The organism is Nocardiopsis sp. NPDC055824 (genome assembly GCF_053616335.1).
In genome coordinates this window covers 20,209-43,404 of sequence record NZ_JBSHDN010000009.1, presented here as the reverse complement: position 1 = coordinate 43,404, position 23,196 = coordinate 20,209, and the positions used below count along the sequence as shown (strand labels likewise).

Here is a 23,196-nt window from a genome sequence, read left to right as displayed (position 1 = left end):
GGAGGCCCTGTGGACCAGCCCGAACTGGACTTCGACCAGGCCCCCGAACCGGCCCCGGAACAGTCAGCCGCACGCCAGCGCCGAGGAAGCCGGCCGCGGCCGGTTGCGGTTCCCCAGCCGCCGCCGGTACACCCCGGCCTTTCCTTCGAGGACCAGGAGCACCTGCGCACCGGAGCAGGGACCTTCGAAGTCCCCTACATCTTCCGGTCCCCGGACGAGTACTGGATGGTGGTCGCCTCCGATGCGCGCACCGGCCGCCACGCCGCCGCCCGCTTCATGACCGACGCCGGCGACGACACCGCCCACGGCCACCGTCAGCGCGTCCAAGAGCTCAAGGACATGATGGGCGTGAGCGGCTACACCGGCCGGGAACGGGCCGTAGCCCTGGCCAAGAGCTGGCAGAGGATCCACCGGGAAGTCAACGGACCCGCGCGCCCGGCCCGCCGCCGCACACCGCGGCGGCAGTGGCCCTACGAACCCGCGGAGAACGCCGTCGGGGCCACGGTCACCTTCGAGGTCGACGGCGAGCAACTCACCGGACAGATCTGGGGCACCTCCCCCCGGGCCCGCGCCCGGTACGCACTGACCGATGACCAGCGCCTCTTCCACGTCGACATCGACACCCTGACCGGACGTCGGGTCAACCCCGACACCAACCTGAACATCCCCTACCGCGAGAAGATCCCTGCCCACGCCGCCCCCACGGCCGACTACAGCGAATACAACCCCGACTGGGCCGCCAAATTCGAGGTCGACGACCTGCTGCGCGCCGGCGACTTCGAGGGAGCCAAGGACCGGGCCCGCCGCGCGCAGGCCGACCCCGCCGCCGCAGGCCGGTCCATGCAGTTGTTCCTGGAGGAGATGGAGGCCGCCGGAAGCCGGGACGTGCTCGTCGAACAGCGAATCGCCGAGGCCGAACGCACCTACAACAAATACCCACCTCCCCGGGTCAGGCCCACGTCGGCCGCGGCGGGCATCCTCAGAGAGGTGTCGAGTTGGCTGCCCGCCGACCACCCCAGGCGCGCCGAGGTCCGCCGACGCGAGGCACAGATGCGCTCCGCGCACTTCGTCTTCGCTGAGCTGCTGGAACCGCTGCAGGAGGTGTCCGAGGCGCGGCCCGAGGAGGCCGCCGAGCTGCGCACCCGAGTCCTGCGGGACCTGCAGGACCTGCGCGAGAGCGGGAACCCGATAGTGGGCGGGCAGGTACCGGAGGACGTGTTCGCCGCCGTCATCGACCGCGCTGACGCCCTGGACCCCCACGGCGCCGCCGAGCGCGCCCCGCTGCGCCCCCACGCCCCCGGCGAGGAGCCGGAAAGGGCGGCCACGGATCCCTTCGCCGGTGAACTGCGCCCGGGCTCCAACTACGAGGCGGCTCGGCGGGTGGAGGACCTGCTGCGCCAGGACGAGTTCGACCTGGCCCGCGCCTACGCCCGCCGCGAGGCCAACGACCCCATCCTGGGCCCGGACATGGACAAGATCCAGCGCCTGCACCGCCGACTGGACCCCGTGGAGTCCCTGCAGGCCCTGGTCGACCGGGAAGCGGCCGAGGTCTACACCCTGGCCCGCCGCGGAGGTGCCCGCACCGACGATCAGGTCCGCGCCCGCCGCCGCCAAGCCCACGAGGAGCACGTGAGCTGGCTGCTGGACGTGCTGCCGCCCGGGAGCGTCCACCACGCTCGGGCCCGACGACTGGAGGCCGAGTTGCGCGCCGAGGAACACACCCACATCAACGATCAGATCCGCACCCTGGCGCAGACCGCAGAGGCCGAGCGGGGGCCGATCCGCGCCGAGCTGCTCGACGACCTCTACGCCCTGAGCCGTACCGCCCCCGCCGAGGACGTCGCCGCGCTGCTGGCCCGCGCCAACCTCAACGACCCTGTCGAGGCGGGGGTGCGCGAGTCCCTGCGCGCCCAGCTCACCCTGCCCGCGGTCGACGACCCCGCCTTCGCCGACGTCATGGTCATCGACCACGAGACCCGCACCTGGCACCTGTCCCCCACCACCCCCGACAGCGTCCGCGACGTCCTGGCCGAGCACGGCTTCTCCGGTACCTACAGCCGCACCGACCCCTGGGTCGTCCTCACCGAGGACCTGGGCTTCGAGGCCCTGCGCAAGCGCATGGGCAGCCTCTACACCGCCCTGGACCAGCTCCCCGAGGCCCCGCCCCGGGCCAGCGCCACCCTGTGGCGGGCGCGCGTCAGCGCCACCCTGGACGAACACGAGAGCGTGCGCCGCGCCCGCATGGGCCAGGCCCAGGACCGGGCCCGCGCCCGCATCGGCCAGCTCATGGGCGAGGGGGAGATGCGCGCCGCCTTCGCGGTAGTGCACGAGCACATCGCCGAGCTGCGCGCCCACGCCTTCCTCCCAGGGGTGATCGAACGCAACCCCGAGTTCGAGGACCTGTACCTGGAGGTGTTCACCGAGGCCGACCGCCGCCGGGAGCTGCTCGACGTCGACCTGGCCACCCTGCCCGACGACGAGGCGACCCTGGAGCGCATGGCCGCCGAGTACCGGCGCCAGTGCCCCCACCTGGACGAGCAGACGATTCTGGAGACCGTCGGCCTGGCCCCGCCCGGCATCAGCCTGACCGGGAGCCTGAACGCCGACCTGGTCGCGCACCAGGAGGAGCCGGCGCCGGAACGGGCGGAGAGCACCGAGCCTCCGCGCACGCTGACCCGCGAGGAACTCACCGAGCTACGCCCCTACCTGCGGCGGGCCATGACCGGCGACTCCATCGCCCGCACCGACCACGGGCACCGCGTCTCCCTGGAGAGGGTCTCCAACCGCACCAAGAAGGAGCTGCGCGAACGCGAATGGATGCGCACCGGCCCCGACGAGCACCTCTACCTGACCGCCAAGGGCGAGCGTGTGCGCGAGGCACTACAGGAGATCGACCGCCCCGCCGCCTCGCTGGCCCCGCCCCGCGCCCCTGAGACGTCCACCGTTCCCTCCCAGCGAGGAGATGCCGCCGTGGCCGACGAGCCCACCCTGTTCCCCGACCTGAACGCATCCGCCGAACCGGCACAGAACCCCGCCCCCGCCCCGGCGGCCGCCGACGAGAACCCCGCCCAGCCGGACACCGCGCCCACCCCCGAACCTGAGCCCGAGGCCCCGCAGGCCGCCACCGCCGGCGAGCCCGCCCCGGCGCCGGAGCCCCCTGCCCCCGAAGGGCCCGAGCCCGAGGAGGAGGCCCTGGCCGAGCAGGAGCGCCTAGCCGAATGGGAGAGCATCGCCAACGCCCAGGTCGTGGATGAGGCACCCGCGGCCGGCGCACCTGCACCTCCCGAGCCCGCCCCGGACCTCGCAGCTCATCAGCCCTCGAAGTCCGCGGCCGCCGACGCCGACCTGGACATCGAACGCGAACGCCTGGCAGCCAACCTGGGCAACGCACCCGGCCGCCGCGCCACCATCGGGCTGACCGACGACGACACCGGACCCGACCCCGACCGCCTGGCGACGGCCGCCAACGGCCGCCGCGCCACCATCTTCGTCCCCGGCGACGCCGACACCGGGCCCGCACCCGACCCGGTCCGGGCCCGGGAGACCGAGCGGGACGAACCCGTGGTCGCCGAGCGCATCGACGGCCGCCAGCTCCGCGCCGCCCACTCCGACTGGGCCGACCTGTACCGCCGCCGCGGCTGGAAGGCCGCGACCGACCGGGTCGACCCGGACGTGTACGACAAGATGCGCCGCGACTTCGAAAAGCTGCTCAAGCGCGGTACCGACGTCCAGCTCGTGATGCCCACCAACGACCCCGAGCGGGTGGTGGAGTTCGCCGCCATGGCCCGCGAGTACGGCTACGAGATCACCCTGGCCGCCCGCATCACCCCCGACGCCCAGCGCAAGCTCGGCCAGCTCGAGGCCCTGGACCAGCACCTGCACGCGGGCACCATCCACCAGGCCGTCCCTCTGGACCACCACCAGCGCGAAGCCCAGAACCTGGAGAAGATCCTGGCCCAGGTCCACGAGCAGAAGCTGGTCAACAGGGTCGCGCTCTACCCACGCGAGGGCTCCCAGCCCGCCTGGGGCACCCACCTCATCCACGACCCCGCCGCCGAGACCCCCGACCGGGAGCGGGTGTGGAGCAGCAGCGAATCCGTGCTGGCCGGGCTGCACCGCCTCCAGGGCGCCGAACTCTCCGACGGGGAGAAGTCGCTCCTGCGCGAGAGCGTGGAGCAGATCACCCGACGGCTGCCCGAGGCCGACCGGGTCACCGGTGAGTACGCCCTGGCCCGCACGCACCTGGCCGACGGGCTCAACGACCTGCGCAGTGAGCTGAGGATGCCGCCGGCCGACGAGGACCGGGCCCGCCGCGTCACTGTCGAGACCAACGAGCGGGAAGCTCGAGCCGAGAGCGCCCCGGCCCCCAGCCGTGTACGGGGACCCCGAACTGGGGTGGAGGGTGAGAGCGCCCCGGCTCCGAGTCGGGTACGGGGCCCCCGAGCCGGGGTGAGCGGCGCGGCCATCGACGGGCCCGTCCCTGAGGGCTCTCCCCGTTCCGACGGGCACTCCCAGGCCCCGCCCGCGCACACCGAGCAGCAGCACCGGACCATGGCGCGCACTCCGTAACCACAGGTGCACGGGTCTGCCGGATCGTCGCCGCCCCCTCCCCCGGGGGCGGCGACGAGTGCCTCCGGCGGGGACTTAGGGCTCGCGGATGGGAGGGGCAGCGCAGTCGGGTGCACCTCTGCTGTGGTGGGCCTGCCCCATCCCCTCACCCGGCATCCGGGCACACCCCAGCACACCGGGCAGCGGCCGCCAACCCCGCCACGGGAACGGGCGCTGCGGCCTCCGCGCGCCGCCGCTCGTCCCTCACGGCGACCCGCTCCACCCGGTCACCCGCCCCCGCTCTGGGGTCAAGCCGCGCAAGCGCGGTGGCAACCACCACCCGGCGCGCTCGCCCTGCGGGCGGATGCCGGGTGAGGGGATGGGGCGGGCCCGAGGTAGGAGAAACCCCCCTCAAATAAGGTCACAGAACGACAACGGTCCAGCTCAGAGGCTCCTTCGTGCCTTGAAATGCGGTAAAGTGTACCTAGAAAGCAAGGAAGAGGGGCCCGCCGCCCCGGCCCCGCCCGACGAGGAGAGCCCGTGAGCACCAAGGCCGAACGCTCCGCCATGACCGCCCTGGCCCTGCAGGCCTGGGACGACGTCGTGACCATCCTCACCGAGCGCGGTGAGGTCTGGCCCAACACCAACTGCCTGCGGTGGGGCCCCGGCCTCAACGGCGCCATGGAGCGCGCCCGCACCCTCACCCAGGCCTGCGCCCTCATCGGTGCCGACGAGGCACGCGACATCGACCACCTGGACGAACTCCACCAGCGCACCCGCGCCCAGCACTGACCCCCACCCCTCCTCCGCTGCGGCCCCGGGCCCACCACCCGGGCCGCAGCGCCTCCCAAAACACCTCCACCCGAAAGGACGGCCCATGAGCCTGACCTACCTGTCCGAGTTCGCCGGAGTCGGCGGCGACAGCGAAGGCGCCCACCACGTCGAGGGCCTGACCCCGATCTTCGCCGCCAACCACAACCCCGACGCCATCGAGTCGCACGCCGCGAACTTCCCCGACGTCGAGCACTGGTGCGGCGACGTCCAAAACGCCGGGGGCACCCCCACCTTCCCGCACGCCAACGTCGCCTGGCACTCCCCCGCCTGTCCCGACTGGACCACCGCCAAGGGCGTGGTGCGCACCTTCGACTCCGAGAACCAGATGAGCCTGTGGGAGGCCGAGAAGTCCCCCGAGGCACTGGCCGAGGAGGCAGCCGCCAAGCGCTCCCGCGCCCTGATGGAGGAGGTGATCATCTACCTGCGGACCTGGCACCGTCGTGGCAGGATCGTCCAGGCCGGTGTGGTTGAGAACGTGGTCGAGTGCCGCAACTGGGCCGAATGGGGGCGCTGGGTCGGCGAGTTCGAGTCCATGGGCTACATCTTCAAGCTCATCGCGCTGAACTCCATGCACGCGCTGGCCCCCGGCAACCGCCGCTGCTCCCAGTCCCGCAACCGCCTCTTCGGCGCCTACATCCACAAGAGCGTCGGCCGCACCCCCCACTGGGACCGCTGGCTGCGCCCCGTCGCCTACTGCGACGTCTGCCAGAAGAACGTGCGCGCCATGCAGGTCTTCAAGGACCCCAGCCGGGACATGGGCAAGTACGGCAGCCAGTACCTCTACCGCTGCCCCAACACCACCTGCCGCAACCAGGTCCTCGAGCCCGAGATCCTGCCCGCCGGAGCCATCATCGACTTCTCCGACCCCGGTACCCCCATCGGCGAGCGCAAGGCCACCAAGGGCAAGCAGGGCGGCCTCAGCCCCAAGACGATCGCCCGGATCGAAGCGGGCATGCGCCAGTACTGGGCGCCGCTGCTCACCCCCACCGGAGGGAGCTGGCGCGAGAACGCCATCCCGCTCACCCACCCCATGCCCACCCGCCTGACCCGCGAGAGCGACGGCATCGCCGTCCCGCCCCTGATCGTTCCGCTGGAGGGGCGGGAGAAGCCTGCCAAGCCCGCCACCGACCCTCTGCGCACCCAGACCTGCAGGCGCGAGAGCGGCATCGCCCTGCCCCCGTTCATCACCCCCTTGCGCGGCGGCGGTGATCTCAACCGCGCCTACGCCACCAGCCAGCACCTGCACACCGTCACCGCCGGGGGATTCCACCACGGACTGGCCCAGGCTCCCGCCGAGCCCGAGCGCCTGCTGGTGCAGTACTTCAGCAACGGCCGCTCCTGGCCCGTCAGCGACACCGTGGGCACCCTGACCACCAAGGACCGCTACGGCCTGGCCACCGCGCCCACAGCCGCCGCCCCCCAGGACCAGGTGCCCTTCGACATCAACAGCGTGCTCTTCAGGATGCTCAACATCCCCGAGATCCAGGCCGCCATGGCCTTCCCCGACAGCTACCTGCTCACCCCGCCCTCCAAGCGGATCAAAGCGCGCCTTCTCGGCAACGCCGTCACCCCGAACTGCGCCGAGGTGATCCTGTCCGCGCTGGTCGAGGCCATCACCGGCGAGTACCGCCCCTCCGGCTGGGACCTGTACGAGGACTCCGGCTGGAACTACTGGAACCTCGCCGCCTGAGACACCCCCTGAACACGGCGGGGGACCGGGCCCACCACCCGGCCCCCGCCGCCTCCCAAAACACCTCCACCCGAAAGGCCCACCATGCAGATGCACACCAAACCCGAGGCCCGAGGCCTCTACCCCGACCTCGACCTCACCCCCGCCCAACGGGAGAAGGCCGCCCGCCGCCGGGTACGCGCCGACTTCCCGCGCGGGGCGCGCGTCGCGGGCCAGGACGAGCGCAGCGCCTTCGTCGGCCGCGTCGTCAGCTACCACGAGCGCCGCATCGACCACAGCGCGAGGCCCCAGGACGCCCTGGCCCGTCCCACCCTCGTCGTCGGACCCGTGGTCCGTGGCGAGGACGGCGCCGAGCGCGAAGTGCAATCCGAGCACACCTTCCGCGTGCCGAACCTGACCCGCCGCCAGGAATGGCTGCTCGTGGCCGCCCACCACCACGGCGGCCAGCTCACGGACCGCCGCCCCTGCCACCACCGGATCAGTGAGGAACTGGTCACCAACGTCGACGGGCGATGGGATCTGCGCCTGACCCGCCGGGGCGCGATCCTGGCCCGCGCGCTGGCCCCCCTGGTCCCGCTCCCCCGGCTCGGGTACCGCCAGCTCCGCTCCCTCGCCATCATGCGGGCCGAGGGCGGCACCGTGACCTACCACGCCTGCATCCTCACCGAGCTGGGCATCCACGACAACATCGGCTTGCAGCGCCTCGGCCTCATCGACGAGGCCGAGTACACCCGACACCTCGTCCTGAGTCCCCTGGGCGAGCGCGCCCTGGCCGAGGCCCCCCGCGTCAGCGACCTGCTCCAGGCAGCCCTGGCCGAGCACGGCCTCACCGGCCGGGTGGCTGACATCAGCGGTGGAGCCGAAGCGCTCGTCCTCGACTCCCCCGACGGCCAGCTCCTGGTCATGGGCCGCACCAGCAGCCGGATCAGGTACCGGACCTGGGCCCACGAGGGGCTCGACGTCTACCTCGCCCCCCACGAGGAAGGCTCCTGGCTCCCCGTCCACACCTCCCGCGAGACCAACGCCGAGGCCGACGTACGCGAGGCCGCCGCTGCCATCGCCGCCCACACCCAGCGCGCCGCCCGCGCCTGACCCACCCCGGCTGGTGGGGCGGGCCCACCATCTCGCCCCACCAGCCCTCCCGAAACACCCCGACCGAAGAAAGGCCTCTCGTGCACGACCCCTACGGCGACCTCGACCCCAACATGGAGCCGCTGTGGCTCCTGGACCCAGCCCTGGACGCCCTACTCCTGGACAACCCCGCCCTGAAGACCCCGCCCTCCCTGCAGAGCCTGCGCCGTGCCGCCGCCCGCGTCATCGACATGGCCGCCACCCTCACCCCCCAGGGTGGCCGCGCCCACGCCCACTAGGACCTGTGGCCCAGCGCGCTGGACCTAGCCGACGCCGCCTACGCCCAGGTTCGCGAGGAGGGAACCGGCGCCGACCTGGCCGACCTGCGCGACCGCGTCCTGGCCCACCTCGCCCGCACCGACACCGAGCAGCGCGAACACGACATCCGCACCCTGCTCCGGACCCTGGCCGACCCCACGCCGCAGGCGCGGCCCTTCGCCCGCGCCCACCACGTCCGCTTCCTCGCCGGGATCGCCGTCTGGCTGCCCCTCATCGGCCGAACCCTGGACACCCTGTACACCGAGGGGCCCACCGTGGGAACCCTGCTGCGGGACCACCTGGACGACCTCGGCGTCACCGGCGTCGACTGCGGGCCCCTCGACGGCCACGGCCCCGAGGGACTGGAGATCGCCGCGCCCGACGGGCGCATCCTCATCTCCACCTCCACCGAGGTCATCACCGTGCCCCTGGGGACCACCATCGGCCTGCTCGCCGCCCACTACCCCGCCGACCCCGACCGCGACACCACGCTGCTGCACACCACCCCCGAGACCCCGGTGGCCGCCGAGGACCTCGCGGCCACCGCCGCCAAGGTCGCCGCCGCCATCACCGCCCTGGAACACGGCAACCCCGTCCCCGCCGCCTAACCCCCGCCGGGGCGGGACGACCCCGCCCCGGCGGCCCCTGCGGGCCCACCACCCGCACCCATCCCGAAACACCTCCGACCGAAAGGGAACCCGTGTCCACCACTCTCACCTCCGGGCCTGCGCCGGACCTGACCCGCTACCGGAAGATCCTTGCCAACCTGTCGGGCGGCAAGGACTCCATCGCCGCCCTGGTCCTGACGATGCGCGAAGCCCGCCGCGTCGGCGTCGTCGACCGCGTTATCGCCGTCCACGCCGACCTGGGCAAGTCCGAATGGCCCAATACCCACGAGCTGGTCCAAGAGCACGCCGCCCACTACGGCATCCCGCTGGAGACCGTCGCGGCCACCGATGAGGAAGGGGTGGTGCAGACCGTTCTGGACACCGCCCGCCAGCGCGGCTCCTGGCCTTCGGCGAAGGTGCGGCTGTGCACCTCGCGCCATAAGCGGGATCCCATCCGCAAGCTCATGACCCGCGTGGCCGCCGCCGAGCGCGAGGCCGGCCACCAGGGCCCGGTCCCCATCCTCAACGTCATGGGCCTACGCGCCCAGGAGTCCACAGCCCGCCGCCTGAAGTCCCCGTACCGCTTCGACAGGGCCGCCAGCAACAGCCGCCGCCACGTCGACGAATGGCTGCCCGTGCACCACCTGCTCACCGACGAGGTCTTCGCGCTGGCCAACGAGGAGGGACTGCGCCAGCACGAGGCCTACGCGCTGGGCATGGACCGTCTCTCCTGCTGCTTCTGCATCCTGGGCTCCCGCAAAGGCCTGATCATCGCCGCCCGCGCCAACAAGGAGCTGGCCGCCGAGTACGCGGCCGTCGAAGCCGAGATCGGCCACCGCTTCCGCCAGGACCTGTCCATGGCCCAGGTGATCGAGCTGGCGAAGAAGCCGCCTCGCCCCGAGTCGGTCCAGGTCAAGCTGTGGTAGACGAGACCTGAACACAGCGACGGCCCGGGGAAGCCCTGCGCGAGCAGGGCCCACCATCCCCGGGCCGTCTCCCAAAACACCCCTCCAAGCCGAAAGGACTTGGAGTGGGTTTTCGTGCTCCACCCTACAGAACACAGGACCCCATGACCGACCAGCCGGACCGCGCCGCCCTGCTCGCCTGGGCCGCCGACGCAGGCCTGGACGACTCCGTCCTTGAGGACGAGCGCCTGCCCGCCCACCCCGACCGCCCCCTGACCATGACCCAGCTCGCCGACGAACTCTGCGACACCGAAGGCCTCACCGACCCCGAGGAGCGCGCCAAGCGCCGCGCCACCGTGCAGCGGTGGCGTTCCCGAATCAAGGGGTTTCCCGCGCCGGCGATCCCCGACCCGCCGACGCGCGTCGGCTCCGGCCGCGCCTCGGCAGTGTTCTCGGCCGCGAAGGTATACGCGGCGATCCCCCGCGGACGCCAGACCGACGAGGCCCTGCTCGACCGCCTGGCCACCCAGGGCGAGCCGATGCCGCTGTCCGCCATCGCCACCGCCCTGGGCCTGCACCACGACACCGTCAACACCGCCCGAGACGACAGCCTCGAGCGACTCGCCCAGGGCGCCGACCCCGAGAAGGAGATCCCGGCCCCCGTGGCCGGCGAGCACCACGGCTACGGCGCCCTGTACGACCCGGCCGCCTTCGCGCATTTCTGGCGCAACCGCCCCGGGCAAGGACGCAAGACCGGCCGGGCGAAGAAGACCACGAAGGAGACCCCGTGATCCACCGGCCACAGACGGGACTATTTGATACGGTCGTTCCATGAGCGCACGTCAGCGATCCGAGCGCCACGAACAGATCAGCGACACGACCCTGCTCCTGCTGCGCCGGTGCGGGGAGACCATCACCGATTTGGCGGCCTCCCTCGACCAGGACCGCACCAACGTCAGCGCCAAGGTCCACGGCGGCAGGCTGTGGACCGTGGACGACCTCGACCGCATCGCCGGCCACTTCCAGATCTCACTGCTGGAGCTACTCTCGGGCACCCAGGTCGCCCTGGACGCCCTGCCCCACCGGCGCCGCGCTTCCGCCGGGCGCCAGACCGCCCTGCCTGCCGCCTGACAAGGAGACCGCCGTGTCCCACGAACCGCACAGTGACGCCGCCCTGGTGGAGCGCGCCATCGAGCGCGCCCGCACGGACCTGCCCCCCGAGGGAGTCACCATCGAAGCAGGCCCCCTCGAGCAGATGCGCGAAGAGCTTTTCGCCGTCCTGTTGGACGACGCTGAGCACCCCGAGCGCGCCGCGTGAAGCGCTCGCTCACCCTCTCGGACGCCGTTCGCAGCCAACTGCGCTCCCTGCCGCCTCGGGTGAGGATCCGCGCTGGTAACGCCCTACTGGACTTGGCGGCCGCCGACGACCCCACCGTCCTCACTGGCCCGCACCCCGACCACCCCGAGGACCCGTTCGTGCGCCAGATGCGCGGCATCGGGTACGTCGCGGTCGTTCTGGTCTACGGGCACAGGGTCGTCGCACTCTCCATCCGCCCCGACTGACCGCGTTCTGCACAACGGCCCCTCTCCGGAGGGGCCGTTTCTGTTGCAGTGCCCGGGCCCGGAATCACCGTTCCGGGTCAGGGGCAGAAGTTGAGCGAATCCTCCGCCCTGCTGATCGCGATCAGCGTGGTCATCCCCGGGAAGTGCGTGCCGCAGCACGCACACGTCCTCATCACCAGTTCGTCGGCGGCCAGCGACGCGGCCGCCACGGCGAAGTCCTCGGCGGCGACCTCACCGTAGGGCTCCAGGGTCAGCGCAACGCGCTTGCGCTCGCGCAACCAGGTCCGCCCGTGGTCGAACATGCCCCCCGTGGCGCGGCTGCCGCCGAAGTCGTAGCAAAGACCGGGGCGGCCGCGCTCCTTCTCGCGGCGTCGGTGTAGATGCCCGCGCGAGTCACGCAGGTAACACGGGCAGCGCCACTCGAGCGAGACCGTGACGCCGTGTCCGGCGAGCCGCTCGAGTCGCCGTTGGGCCATGGCGGCGGCCACCACCCGCTCCAAGGAGTCGGCGTCGCCGATCTCCTCCAGTGCCCGCAGGGGAGCCAGGAGTTCTGGGCGCTGTCGGGGGTCGAAGCAGCGGCGGATCACGTTGAGATCTGTCATGCGCCCATCGTGCAGCTCCTCTCCCGCCCGCGGGGTCGAAACCGAAGAGTTGCCCCGCGCGGGCGGCGCTCTCAAGCCCCCGACTCCAGAGCTGTTCCCGAGCACTTCCTGCTGCGGCTCAGGGTCGGGGCGTAGAGCAGGCGTTGACGTTCGCTCGAAGGCAGCCACGGTAGCGCCGGAGATTGTTGACGGCCGCGAAGATGACAGCGGGTGCGGCCACGAGGATGACAGTGGATGTCGTGTAGAGGTTCAGGACAGAGCCCGGGAAACAGGCGTAGCGTCAGTGCATGGACCAATCAAACGCTGGAGCGCAGGACGCGACCCGTCGGGCCATCGAGCTTCTGATGCTTTGGCTGGAAGACGACCGTGAAGATGCTGTGAACCGCATCGTCGCCATGCTGGAGGAACCACAACAGCCAGGTGGCCATCAGCCAGGCATGGTGGAAATCACCGGCCTACTCAATCTCGGCCGGTTCTTGGGGCAGCGCGCTGCCATCGCAGAAGGCGCACGCCAGGAAGAGGTTCGTGACCGAATCCGCCGCATTCTCCAGGAGATCTCTACCAGCCTCCCGTAGGCAGCACACCCAATGATTGCGTGCGGCGGACTCTGATCCGGACCGACGGGCTCGTTCGGATGCTGGTGGTCACCGGTTCCTTCGTTACGACGCCATACGCCCCGAAGCACGCAGGACGAACGCCATCACGGACAGCATCCGGGTGAACAGGTAGTCGACGAACTCGCTGCTGGGCAGCTCGTGCGTGTCGTGCTCTTGGTGGCGGATCCGGAACTGGTTGCCGATATCGGTCAGTGCCTTGAACTCCTGCTTCAGCAGTTGAAAAAGCTTCTCGGAGCCGCCTGTGGCCTCTTTGAGTAGCTTGTCCGCAGAGACGTTCTTTTTCTCGGGGTGGTGGAGCGTCTTGGTCCGCTCGAAGGCCTTCCAGAGCACATCCAAGGCCCGGTTTCGCTCCTGAGGGTCCGGTGACAGGAAGCGGGTCGTCGCCTCGACGAACAGGCCGTCCAGGATCGGGTCGCCGGTCTGCGGGCGAAAGTCCGAGAGCGCGGGGCGGGCTTCGGGCGGCCCAAGTCGCCGCACCTTCATGCCTTCGTCCAGGGTGAACGCGAGTCCCTGACGTCGGAAGATCATCTCGATGGCCTCGCGGAAGTCCTCCTGCCCGGGAGGCCGCCGGGGGTGGTCATCGAACATCAAGTCGTCGGGATCCAGTGGCCTGAACTTGGCGAAGTTGTAGTGGACGTCCTCCCCGTTCCAGGTGCACCCGCTTTGCCTGTCGGGGCGGTGGATACGGGGGCCGATGAACTCGATCAGGTCGAGTGCGTCGGAGGTGGCAGGCACGTGGTTCGGGTCGAAGCGAGATGTCATCCGTGTCAGCGACAGTCGGGGGATGTGCGCCCGCACCGCGCTGAACAGCATCTTGCGATTCACGCCGGTGATGGGGCCGTCTCCGGCCCCATGGTGGTTGTGGCAGTCGCGGACGGGGAAGGCGTGAGCCAAGGATCCGTCGTTCAATGCCCTGTCCACCACGGAGACGACACCGGTCCAGGCCTCGGGTGTGATCGACTCCCTGTCCTGGGCGATCGGGGGGCCGTTGCGGTCGGAGTAGTAGAAGTCGGACACGCTCTCATCCTTCCAGCCCGCGGCCCGGTGCGCAGGGCCCTCAATGACCTCTTGAAGGTGGTCCTCACCATGACACAGTGAGGACCACCAGTCGCAGCGCTCTAGACCTATCGTGAGTTCACTCCGTACTCAGAGATAGGTCTCAGCGGGCACTTGATGAGGCTACTTGTATCGGCTCCGGTGCAAGCGGACGCCGCCGCGGATGACGAGAACACTCAGAAAACAGAGGGCCACCGCGGCTCCCCAGGGGCCTCCCAAGACCATCAGAGGAACAACGGTCAGAGGGATGACAGAGTCCATCATCGTGTTATCGACGCTGAAGATAGACGAGGCGTAGGCGAGTCCAGTAGCGAGCGCCATGGAGGACAGCCACACCTTGGTCGTCAACCAGGACGCCACAACGCTCTTAGCCTTCTTAAAGATGCGCTTCCTTGAAATCTTTCCGTGACCCTCCGTGACTGCGGGATGTTTTTCTTCCATTTATAGATCTCCTTGTATCTGTTTGGGTTTTTTGTCTGAATTTCGAACAGCAAGGACATAAGTCCCCTCTTTGCTGGTGGGTTGTTCTCCGGTTGGTGTCGGGCGCGCTCACTGACTAACGGGCCCGACACCCCCACCGAAGACGACGAGCATCTCTGAGGTTCAGAGCTGAATGTTCTCTGCAGGTGAGGGCAGGCGGCTCTGGACCAGCAGGCTCAAGCGCCTCCTGCCTGCGTCGCCGCTGAACCCCGACGCCACCGACCCGACCCGCCAGAAGTCGGCGCCCGAACGCGTGGAAAGCTGGCCCTCGTTGTTGACGGACTCGCCTTCCAGAGTCGGAAGGTCCTTCATGACCTTTGCGTACTCATCGGGCTGGCCAAGCCGCCCACCGTTGCTCCGGACGACTTCGACCACCTGCGGCAGCACGCGGTGTAGCGCGACAGCACCGTTTCCCTTCTGGAGCACGAAGTCCTGCGCGTCATCGAAGGGCTCGGGCATGACCTGTTTGATCCCGGACCAGTAGGCGTTGAGAACGGCAGCGATGGTCTCGGCTCCCGCACGCTTGAACGAAGGCATGTCGAGCACCGGCTTGAGAGAGCGGGCGAACTGCGGCTTGGGGATGGTCACCCCGTCACCCCTGCTCTTGCGTCGGTTGGCCTCCTGGAATCGGCCCTGCCACGGGCCCTCAAGCTTTTCGAGCTCGTCCACGACGGCGTAGGCCCGGGTGATCCAGTCCTTGTCCTCGGCCGCGAGCATCTCCCGTAGCTCCGGGTCGTCTTCGGCCATCTTGGTCAGCAACTGCCAGGCCAGATCGGTCTTGACGCTGGCGGCATTGGTGTTGACCTCGTAGAACTCCCGCATCTCCTCGCCCGGGTCCAGGCCCAGGGTGAGGCTGATGGGAACCGGGAAATCCTCGAAATCAGCCTGATCGTTGCTGAGCAACTGGTTGAGACCGCTGGCCCGGTGCTGTCCGTCATAGATCCACAGCGCCAGGTCCTCGGTGAACTCGATTCGCCCAGTGCCGATCCAGTTTCCACGTTCGAGGACCGCGTTCTCGTATCCGGTCTGGTCATCGTCCACGACGACAACTACGCGCTCTTCATCCATGTCGCTCTTGCGGACGTTGATGAGCAGCGGGTTCGGCATCCGCCCCTTCTTCTCGTCGTAGTACCGGGCGGCCTTGCGTACACGAGCCGTCACCGGAGCACGCTGGTAGCCCTCTCCGGTATCGGGATCGAAGATGTCGACCTCTTGGTGATCCGACACGGTGATGGCGTCCGCGAACGCTTGGAGCATGCGCGTACCCCTCTGTACGCACAGCGCGCCGGCGATCCGCACGGTCGCCACATTCTGGTTGTTCATTTTCTTCTCGCTCCTTCCATTAAGGCGACACCCGAGTGGGGGCGCCTAGATCTCTATTGTCGATCTACTCCTCGGATCTGTCAAGTGGCTTCTAATATTCAGATCTTACTACTAGATCTGACAAAGGATGATGGGGTGTTCGGATCTCCTGTCCTAAAAACGAACGTTTGTTGGACGGGCAGCCGAAATGACCTCGGGGGGTGCCGGACTGGGTTCCGGGGTGTCGGAAAAACGTGTTGAGAAATCATCCTGTTCAACAACGCGAGCAGGGCCCTTTTTCATACACTGGTCGGCATGGACACCGTCCCCGCTCTCCTCCTGCCCGACGACCCGCTCGCCCCCGCACCCGCCGGCGGCGGGGCACTGGTTGGCTACGCCCGGGTCTCCACCCGCGACCAGAAGCTCGACCGCCAGCTCCGCGCTCTCCAAGCCGCGGGGTGCGTCAAGGTCTTCGCGGACAAGAAGTCCGGGAAGAACGCCCAGCGTCCCGAGCTCAAAGCGTGCCTGGCCTACCTGCGCCCCGGCGACACCCTCGTCGTCCCGGCCCTGGACCGGCTCGCCCGCTCGCTCCAGGACCTCATCACCCTGGTCGGGGACCTGCGCAGGGCCGGGATCGGCTTCCGCTCCCTGCACGAGGCCCTGGACACCACCACCCCGGGCGGGCGACTGGTCTTCCACGTCTTCGCCGCCCTGGCCGAGTTCATCCGCGAACTCATCGTTGAGGGCACCCACGAAGGGCTCGACGCCGCCCGCGCCGCGGGCAAACGCCTGGGACGGCCCCCGGCGATGACCGCCGAGCAGGTCCGCCACGCCCGTGACCTGCTGAGCCGCCCCGACAACTCGGTGGCCTCGATCGCCCGACTGCTCGGGGTGTCGAGGTCGACCCTGTACAAGCACGTGCCGGAGCTGTCAGGAGGCCGCCACAGCGAACTCCAGGAGCGCCCGTGACCCTCCTGGGGCTAGTTGGCACCTGGTGACACGCTCCTTGCTGACAACCCCTACTGCCGGGCCTCGACCACGGACCCGAAAAGGTCCCAGACACGAAAGAAACCCCGAATCCCCTATGGCATAAGGAGTTTCGAGGCGACAGGTCAGGAATTTGACAATTCCAGGGTGGGCATGCTACTCTTGAGAAGGACTCGTGACTTTTTTGAGTGAGATTCCTTCATGCTATTTACTAACTATCTCTAAGGTAACTCACTGCCGGTCAAGAGTCAACTCTGGCCACGTTCCAACAGGAAGGTTGAGACGGTGTTCGCGCTGCTCATAGGCCATACATCAAGCAAGACTATTAGGAAGGTATCCACATGCACGAAAGCAACAACGGGCCCGAGGAGGGCCCACGTAAGTCAGGCATCAAGAGGATCAAGAAGACGGTGGAGACCCGGGTGAGATCCGGGATGTGGACGGTCTTCATGGCCGTGTCCACACTAAGTGTCTTCGGCATCTCGCTGCTGAGTCTCAATAATCAGATGCTCGACTTCGTAGTCGCAGAGTTGGGAGTCGCCCTGGTATTCCTGGGAGCTCCCTGGGCTGTGGCGATCGGACTGGCCCTGGCCGCAGTCCCTGTAGTCCGCAACGGCATCCGTATCCACGGGAGGGGCCGCTGACCAACGCTCTCGGCACCGCGGTGCCGAGAGACCTCCCGGGGCATCCAGCCCCGGGAGGAATCCCTCACATCAAACCCCGGCATCACACGGGCACGGACCTACTGCATTCCTGTATGCCGTGCCGTCGTGCTCCCCAAGATGCTGCTTTCGTGCGGAACCCGGGTACGAGGAACGCCGGAGGAGACGCCCGCGCTTAAACCCTCTCCAGAGGTTTTCGACTCGCCGTAGCTTCGGGGACCACCCCCTTGGAGGCGTCGATGTCCCTGATCATGGTGTGGCTCAACCGCACCCCCGACCAACCCGCCTACCCACGTTGCTCGGCCTGTCACCACGTTGCCGACCCGCACGGGCCCGAGCCGGGTCTCATGCGCCTGCACCTGTCGATGACCCGCACCCACGGCACCGAGGCCACCCCGCACGAATGGACCTGCCCGGTGTGCGAGCACACCGCGCCGCTGTCCACCGAGGACTACGCCCCCGCGACCATGCCGCGCCGGTGCCGACGCTGGTACTGCCGCCTCACCTGGAACGCCCCCGCCGCGGTGACGGCCCCGGCCTGCCCACGCTGCTACACCCGCACTCGGTGAGGCGACAGACCTCCGCGTAGCTACTCACCGGTTACTTTGCGGCTCGCCGTAGCTTCGGGAGAACAGGGCCGTTCCGCGCCGCCTGCCGGGACCGGCTCGGGCGCGCCGCCTTCGCCCGCGTCGACGAGATCTACCAGGCCACCCTGGCCCGGACCCTAGACTGGGAGCAGGGCGCCCGCGGTGCCGGCGACTTCACGGTGCTGCTCACCGCCTACCTGCGCGACGACCTCATCGGGGCACTGGTCGACCCCCACCTGGCCCTGCTCCGGGTGCGGGCCGCCCAGACCGCGCTGCTGCGCACCGGGTGGCTGCTGCGCTGGAACACCACCCGCCTGGGCCCCGACCCCGCCGCCGCGCTGCGCGGGCACCTGGACCTGACCCGCACCCACCGGCTGTACCGGCACTACCGGACCGACCATGTCGCCGCCACCGTCCTGGCCCTGCACCTGGACCAGGACCCGCGGTTCTTCGACACCATCACCTGCCAGGACGTGACCCCCGCCGGACAGCTCCAGTGGCAACAACCCCCCACGATCCCCGTCTACCCCACCCGCTACTCCATCCGCCGACACCGCCACCCCCCCGCTTCCCGAGCCCAGGCGCGACCGCTACGGCACCGAGTACGAGGAACTCACCGGCACGGTGCGCCTGCCCACGCACATCCGCCTGTTCATGGCCGCCCACCTGGCTCACCGCCACCACCAGGGCGCCCTGGACACCGACCCGTTCTTCGTCCACCCCGAGCACCTCACCTTCCCCCGCGCCCGCAGCACCGTCCCAGGGCTACTCACCGGAGTCCGCGCGCTCTGCCGCGACCTGTTCGTGGACCGCCCCTGGACGCACTCCACCCGCTGCCAGGACGGCGACGGCAGAACACCCCGCCTGGGCGGGTGGATGCGCCTGCGCGGACTGTCCCTGTCCCGCCTCCCCGGAGCCCGGGGATGAAGGGGTGGGCGCTCCACGAGCGCATGGCCCAGTGCGGGGTGACCGTCCGCGAGGTCGCCGACCTACTGGGCGTGCACCCCCACCAGTTGGATCACGACTCCCTACGGGGCCTGCCCGAGCTGCCCGTGCGGGTGCTCATCGACCTGGCCCGCCGGTTGGACCTGCACCCCGCCGACCTGCTGCCCGACCTGGAGCCGGTGCTGGCCCACCACCGCCAGGACGCCGAGCACGAACCACAGGCCCCTGCGGTCACGGCCGACCCGCGGGTGGTGCTGGCCGCGCTCGCGCACGCAGGCACCCCCATGCACACCTACACGCTGTGCCAGGCACTCGACTGGCCGCACCCCCGGCTCAAGGCCGCGCTCGACCACCTCCGAGCGCACCCGGACGCGGCCGGGGCTTGGGCGTTGCGCCGCACCGGCGCGCACACCTATGTCCTGGGGGCCCGGATGGACCTGCTCACCGAGCAACAGCGGGCCGCGCTGGAGAAAGCCGCCGGGCGGGTGATCCCGATCGGAGCCGAGGAAGCCGGGGTCCTGGCCGCGCTACTGGGGTTCGGCCCCCCGCCGCGCGGCGCGGACTGGGACGCCGGCGCCCGGGGTCTGGCCGAGGCCGGTCTGGCAGCGGAGGCCGCCGAGGGCGGGTTCGCCATCGACCCGGACATCCGGTTCAGCCTCTTCCCCGGACACTCACCGTCAGTGGGAGAGGAAGCAGAGGTCGAGCACTGACATCCCCGTGGCCGATGAGCACTGACAAGTTGGTGGCCGATCCACTGACATCTTCGCGGCCATCAACATACGTCCCGATGGATTGGGGTTGTCCGGAGGTATCTACCTCTGAGATTATTCCGGTGAGCCTTGGTATCTCTACGAGATACGGCAGCACGGCCGCCGAAAAACCGACCCGGGAGGAGGGTGAGATGTCCGCGATCATCGACATCCACCACGACACCCGGGGCGGGATCGACAACGAGCAGATCAACTACCGGCTGGCCGAGGCGTGCGGGGAGCAGCACGTCCACGACGCCGCTCTGGACTACCGGCTGGACCGCCCCCGCGGCCAGTACGGGGTGGAGCGGATCGGCCGCGGCTGGGCGGAGTTCGGGCACCAGGCGGGCACCACCCTGGACAGCCGGGAGGAGGTCGACGAGGTCCGCGCGATCATGGCCGGGGTCGACCCGACCACCGGCCAGGTGCTCCTCAAGCCCAAGCTCGCCGTGGCGCCCGCCGCCAAGCTCGCCGCCCGCGAGTTCACCGAGGCCCTCCACGCGGTCGCCGAGCGCGGCGGCGCCACCGTCGAGCAGATGCTCGCCCATGACAAGAAGTCCGCCGAGCGGTTCGCGCGCCTGGAGCGGATGCTGGCCCGCCGCGGCCAGACCCACCGCGCCCCCGTCACCGACCTGGAGGAAGTCGCGGCCGCAGCCGGGATGGTCATGGAGGACGTCTACGACGCCGCCGAACTGGCCAAGGCCCGCGCCCACGCCGACGAGCGGGTCGCGGTCGGCTGCTGCGCTCGCGACTTCGTCCTGACCCGCCCCCGCAGCCCCGAAGGGCTGGCCGCCCTCCTGTCGGAAGAGGCGGCGCTGCAGCAGGACCAGATGTGGATGCGCAGCGTCCGCCGGGCGGTGAACCTGATGGAGGACTGGTGCGCCTACGGCATGGCCGGCCACCACGGCGACGGCCAGCGCGCCCGCCGCGTGGACACCACCGGCTGGGCGGCCACCATCACCTGGCACCGCACCACCCGCTCCATCAACGATGACATCGGCGACCCGCACCTGCACGCCCACGTGCTCATCCCCAACCTCGTCTACTGCCCCGGCCAGGGCGACGAGCGCGGCAAATGGAGAGCGGTGGCCAACGGCGGCCGCGACCTGTACCGGCACGCCCAGGCCATCAGCGAGCTGGCCCTGGCCCTGTACCGGCACGAGACGAGCGCCGCCTACGGCATCGGCTGGGAGTGGCGTGAGAACACCCGCCAGTGGGAGATCGCGCGCTTCCCTGAGGAGCTGCGGCGCCTGTACTGCCGCCGCTCGGCCCAGATCGAGGCCGAGGTCGGCGCCGAGGCTACCCCGGGGCAGCGCCGCGCCGCCGGGAAGCGCACCGCCGGGGAGAAGGTGCACTCCACCCGCGCCGAGGAGAGGGAATTCTGGCGGCAGATGGCCGAGCAGGCCGGGTTCGACGTCGACCAGGTCGTGCGCGACGTGCTCGGCTACGAGCCGCCCGAGGACGGGCTGGGTCCCGCGGGCACGCCGCCGCCGGACGAGCCCGACCTGGACGCGGTGTGCGCGCGGGTGTGGGACCCCGAGACCGGTGCCACCTCCTCGGAGAAAACCGCTTCGGAGGCGCAGCTCCTGGCCAGGGTGGCCCGGGCCTGTCCCACCGGGCTGCCCGACGCCCAGGCGCTGCGCACCCTCACCGACCAGGTGCTGGCCTCCGACCACGCGGTGGCCCTGCCCCGCGCTGGCGACGGGCCGCTGCGGCACACCCGCAAGTTCACCTCCTCGGCCATCGTCAAGGCCGAGCGCACCATCGTGGCCTCGGCCACCGACCGCCTGGTCGAGGGCGTGGCCACGGTGCCCGCTGGCCAGGTCGAGGCGGCCATCGAAGCGTTCGCGGCCGACCGTGGTCACGGCCTGGACACCGAGCAGGACGCGGTGGTGCGCCGCCTGGCCGGGGCCGGTCACGGTGTGGAGGCCGTCGTCGGCATCGCCGGGAGCGGCAAGACCACGGTCATGGACGCCGTCCACCGCGCCTGGTCGGCGGCCGGCCTCAATGTCCAGGGCGCGGCCACCGCCGCGGTGGCGGCCGCGAAGCTGCGCGCCGAGTCCGGGATGGCCGCTTCCACCGTGGCTGCCCAGGAGGAGCGCATCGCCCACGGCTCCGGCCTGGAGGGCGTGGACGTCCTGGTCGTGGACGAGGCGGCCATGCTCAACGACCTGGCCCTGGCCGACCTGGTCCTCGAGGCCGGGCGCACCGGCACCAAGCTCGTCATGGTGGGCGACCCCACCCAGTTCCGCGCAATCGGTCCCGGCGGGGCGTTCAAGCGCGTCCACGAGCTGGTGGGCGGCCTCACCCTCACCCAGAACCGCCGCCAGAAGGATCCCGTGGAGCGGGCCGCTCTACGGATCTGGCGCGAGGGCGAGCGCGCCACCACCCTGGCCATGTGGGCCGAGACTGGCCGCGTGGTGGCCACCGAGCGCCTGGCCGAGACCTACGCGGCCATGGTCGCCGCCTGGTGGACCGACCGGGCCGCCTACGCCGATGTCCACGACGCCCTGGACGGCGTGCTCATGCTCGCGGCCACCAACGAGCAGGTGGACGCCCTCAACGCGAGGGCCAGGGTCGTGGCCAGGCACGATGGCCACCTCCAGGGCGACGACGTGGAGTTCTGGTTGTCGCGGAGGGACCGGGTGCACCTGGCCGTCGGCGACCTGGTCAGGGTCCGCAAGAACGACTACCGCCAGGGCGAGGAGGACGTCCTCAACGGCTACCGCGGCCGCGTCCTCGAGGTCGACGCCCGTCGCGGCGCGCTCGTGGAATGGCGCCAGGGCACCAAGACCACGCCGTCGTGGATCCGCCCGGAGAAGATCGCCGACGGTGGCCTGACCCACGCCTACGCGCTGACCATCGCTGCCGCCCAGGGCCTGACCGTGGACTCCTGCCACACCCTGGGCCTGGGCGCCGACGCCCACGCCGCCTACCCGGCGATGAGCCGGGTGAAGAAGCGCAGCACCCTGTACCTGCCCGCGGCCGACCTGGAGTCCGAGGAGGTGCGCCGCCAGCTCGGCGAGGCCCGCACCGACGCCGAGCGCCTGGACCGGGTGATCACCGCCTACCACGCCACTCTGGTGGACGAGGACCAGGGCATGGTCACCGACCAGCTCGACGGGCGCTCCCCCAGGACCGCCGACCCCGCGCCGGTGGTGCGTCTGTCCCTGGAACAGGCCCACGCCGGCCAGGGTCCCACCATGGCCGAAGCCCAGCCCCGCCTGGAGGAACTGCGCCGGGAGCTGGCCGCCGCCCAGGAGCGGGTGGACGCCGCGCACACCAACCTGGTCCAGGCCGCCGCACAGACACCGCGGCGGTGGGGGCGTCGGACGGCCGAGCAGCGGGTGGACGACCTCCAGGAGGTCCTGGACCGGGCGCGCGCCCACCACCAGGACCTGGCCCGCCAGCTCCAGCAGGTCAAGACCGAGGCGCTCGCCGCTGACGTGGCCATCGCCCGCCGCTCGGCCGCCGTACCCCGGCGGCCGGTGGTCCGGCCGCGCAGTGGAGCTCCACTGGATCCCGCCGTGCAGGGGGTGCCCGGGCAGCACCCGGCGCAGGCCGCCCCGCCGGTTCCGGTGGAGCGGCCAGCGCGGCGGCCGCGGCACGGCGGCTGATTCCTCGGGGTGGCTGCGGTGTGTCGCCAACGCATCGTATGAGGCGGGGGTAGCG

At 70.4% G+C, this 23,196-nt stretch carries 23 protein-coding genes; 18 read left to right on the top strand and 5 right to left on the bottom strand.

The window, feature by feature from the left end; genetic code table 11:
- Nucleotides 1–9: 9 nt before the first annotated feature.
- The 5 genes from ACWGL3_RS04305 (at nt 10) to ACWGL3_RS04285 (ending at nt 8,442) form a co-directional block, all read left to right on the top strand.
- Nucleotides 10–4,569, top strand: a complete 4,560-nt coding sequence (locus ACWGL3_RS04305) for a zeta toxin family protein (RefSeq protein ID WP_452460851.1) — start codon at nt 10–12, stop codon at nt 4,567–4,569.
- A gap of 519 nt (nt 4,570–5,088) precedes the next feature.
- Nucleotides 5,089–5,340, top strand: coding sequence for a hypothetical protein (locus ACWGL3_RS04300; protein WP_452460850.1), 252 nt, complete (start codon nt 5,089–5,091; stop codon nt 5,338–5,340).
- Between the two features lie 85 nt (nt 5,341–5,425).
- Nucleotides 5,426–7,072, top strand: coding sequence for a hypothetical protein (locus ACWGL3_RS04295; RefSeq protein ID WP_452460849.1), 1,647 nt, complete (start codon nt 5,426–5,428; stop codon nt 7,070–7,072).
- Nucleotides 7,073–7,162: 90 nt separating this feature from the next.
- Nucleotides 7,163–8,164, top strand: coding sequence for a hypothetical protein (locus ACWGL3_RS04290; protein WP_452460848.1), 1,002 nt, complete (start codon nt 7,163–7,165; stop codon nt 8,162–8,164).
- Between the two features lie 80 nt (nt 8,165–8,244).
- A complete protein-coding gene (locus tag ACWGL3_RS04285; protein WP_452460847.1) occupies nt 8,245–8,442 on the top strand; it encodes a hypothetical protein in 198 nt (65 codons plus the stop codon).
- 24 nt (nt 8,443–8,466) lie between these two features.
- Here ACWGL3_RS04285 and ACWGL3_RS04280 read toward each other — a convergent pair whose 3' ends face one another.
- The gene (locus ACWGL3_RS04280) at nt 8,467–8,655 is read right to left on the bottom strand and encodes a hypothetical protein (protein ID WP_452460846.1); all 189 of its coding nucleotides are present in this window, start codon (nt 8,653–8,655) and stop codon (nt 8,467–8,469) included.
- An 81-nt stretch (nt 8,656–8,736) separates the two neighbouring features.
- Between ACWGL3_RS04280 and ACWGL3_RS04275 the strand changes: the two genes are divergently transcribed.
- From ACWGL3_RS04275 to ACWGL3_RS04250, 6 genes are all read left to right on the top strand, one after another.
- Nucleotides 8,737–9,069, top strand: a complete 333-nt coding sequence (locus ACWGL3_RS04275) for a hypothetical protein (protein ID WP_452460845.1) — start codon at nt 8,737–8,739, stop codon at nt 9,067–9,069.
- 92 nt (nt 9,070–9,161) lie between these two features.
- The gene (locus ACWGL3_RS04270) at nt 9,162–9,995 is read left to right on the top strand and encodes a phosphoadenosine phosphosulfate reductase domain-containing protein (protein ID WP_452460844.1); all 834 of its coding nucleotides are present in this window, start codon (nt 9,162–9,164) and stop codon (nt 9,993–9,995) included.
- A gap of 143 nt (nt 9,996–10,138) precedes the next feature.
- Entirely contained in the window at nt 10,139–10,765 is a 627-nt protein-coding gene (locus ACWGL3_RS04265; protein WP_452460843.1) for a hypothetical protein, read from the top strand.
- A gap of 40 nt (nt 10,766–10,805) precedes the next feature.
- Complete coding sequence (locus tag ACWGL3_RS04260) at nt 10,806–11,105, top strand: hypothetical protein (protein WP_452460842.1); 300 nt, start codon at nt 10,806–10,808, stop codon at nt 11,103–11,105.
- 13 nt (nt 11,106–11,118) lie between these two features.
- The gene (locus tag ACWGL3_RS04255; protein ID WP_452460841.1) at nt 11,119–11,292 is read left to right on the top strand and encodes a hypothetical protein; all 174 of its coding nucleotides are present in this window, start codon (nt 11,119–11,121) and stop codon (nt 11,290–11,292) included.
- Nucleotides 11,289–11,537: a hypothetical protein gene (locus ACWGL3_RS04250; RefSeq protein ID WP_452460840.1), complete on the top strand. Its 249-nt coding sequence runs from the start codon at nt 11,289–11,291 to the stop codon at nt 11,535–11,537. Before ACWGL3_RS04255 ends, ACWGL3_RS04250 begins: the two co-directional genes overlap by 4 nt.
- A 77-nt stretch (nt 11,538–11,614) precedes the next feature.
- Here the strand turns inward: ACWGL3_RS04250 and ACWGL3_RS04245 are convergent, their stop codons facing one another.
- Entirely contained in the window at nt 11,615–12,139 is a 525-nt protein-coding gene (locus ACWGL3_RS04245; protein WP_452460839.1) for a hypothetical protein, read from the bottom strand.
- A gap of 287 nt (nt 12,140–12,426) precedes the next feature.
- Between ACWGL3_RS04245 and ACWGL3_RS04240 the strand changes: the two genes are divergently transcribed.
- Nucleotides 12,427–12,714 carry a hypothetical protein gene (locus ACWGL3_RS04240; RefSeq protein WP_452460838.1) on the top strand — a complete coding sequence of 96 codons (288 nt, stop codon included), beginning with the start codon at nt 12,427–12,429 and terminating at the stop codon, nt 12,712–12,714.
- Nucleotides 12,715–12,798: 84 nt separating this feature from the next.
- Here ACWGL3_RS04240 and ACWGL3_RS04235 read toward each other — a convergent pair whose 3' ends face one another.
- The 3 genes from ACWGL3_RS04235 to ACWGL3_RS04225 form a co-directional block, all read right to left on the bottom strand.
- Nucleotides 12,799–13,773 carry a hypothetical protein gene (locus ACWGL3_RS04235; RefSeq protein WP_452460837.1) on the bottom strand — a complete coding sequence of 325 codons (975 nt, stop codon included), beginning with the start codon at nt 13,771–13,773 and terminating at the stop codon, nt 12,799–12,801.
- A 162-nt stretch (nt 13,774–13,935) separates the two neighbouring features.
- A complete protein-coding gene (locus tag ACWGL3_RS04230) occupies nt 13,936–14,253 on the bottom strand; it encodes a hypothetical protein (RefSeq protein ID WP_452460836.1) in 318 nt (105 codons plus the stop codon).
- Nucleotides 14,254–14,415: 162 nt separating this feature from the next.
- The gene (locus ACWGL3_RS04225) at nt 14,416–15,615 is read right to left on the bottom strand and encodes a DGQHR domain-containing protein (RefSeq protein WP_452460835.1); all 1,200 of its coding nucleotides are present in this window, start codon (nt 15,613–15,615) and stop codon (nt 14,416–14,418) included.
- 294 nt (nt 15,616–15,909) lie between these two features.
- On the opposite strand from ACWGL3_RS04225, the gene ACWGL3_RS04220 reads away from it, so the two are divergent.
- The 6 genes from ACWGL3_RS04220 (at nt 15,910) to ACWGL3_RS04195 (ending at nt 23,141) form a co-directional block, all read left to right on the top strand.
- Nucleotides 15,910–16,563, top strand: coding sequence for a recombinase family protein (locus ACWGL3_RS04220; RefSeq protein ID WP_452460834.1), 654 nt, complete (start codon nt 15,910–15,912; stop codon nt 16,561–16,563).
- A gap of 359 nt (nt 16,564–16,922) precedes the next feature.
- Nucleotides 16,923–17,225, top strand: coding sequence for a hypothetical protein (locus tag ACWGL3_RS04215; protein ID WP_452460833.1), 303 nt, complete (start codon nt 16,923–16,925; stop codon nt 17,223–17,225).
- Between the two features lie 257 nt (nt 17,226–17,482).
- Nucleotides 17,483–17,812, top strand: a complete 330-nt coding sequence (locus ACWGL3_RS04210) for a hypothetical protein (protein ID WP_452460832.1) — start codon at nt 17,483–17,485, stop codon at nt 17,810–17,812.
- A 642-nt stretch (nt 17,813–18,454) separates the two neighbouring features.
- Nucleotides 18,455–18,757: a hypothetical protein gene (locus ACWGL3_RS04205; protein WP_452460831.1), complete on the top strand. Its 303-nt coding sequence runs from the start codon at nt 18,455–18,457 to the stop codon at nt 18,755–18,757.
- A complete protein-coding gene (locus ACWGL3_RS04200) occupies nt 18,754–19,485 on the top strand; it encodes a helix-turn-helix domain-containing protein (protein ID WP_452460830.1) in 732 nt (243 codons plus the stop codon). The genes ACWGL3_RS04205 and ACWGL3_RS04200 overlap by 4 nt, the downstream gene beginning before the upstream one ends.
- Nucleotides 19,486–19,676: 191 nt before the next feature.
- Complete coding sequence (locus ACWGL3_RS04195) at nt 19,677–23,141, top strand: AAA family ATPase (RefSeq protein ID WP_452460829.1); 3,465 nt, start codon at nt 19,677–19,679, stop codon at nt 23,139–23,141.
- Nucleotides 23,142–23,196 lie beyond the last annotated feature (55 nt).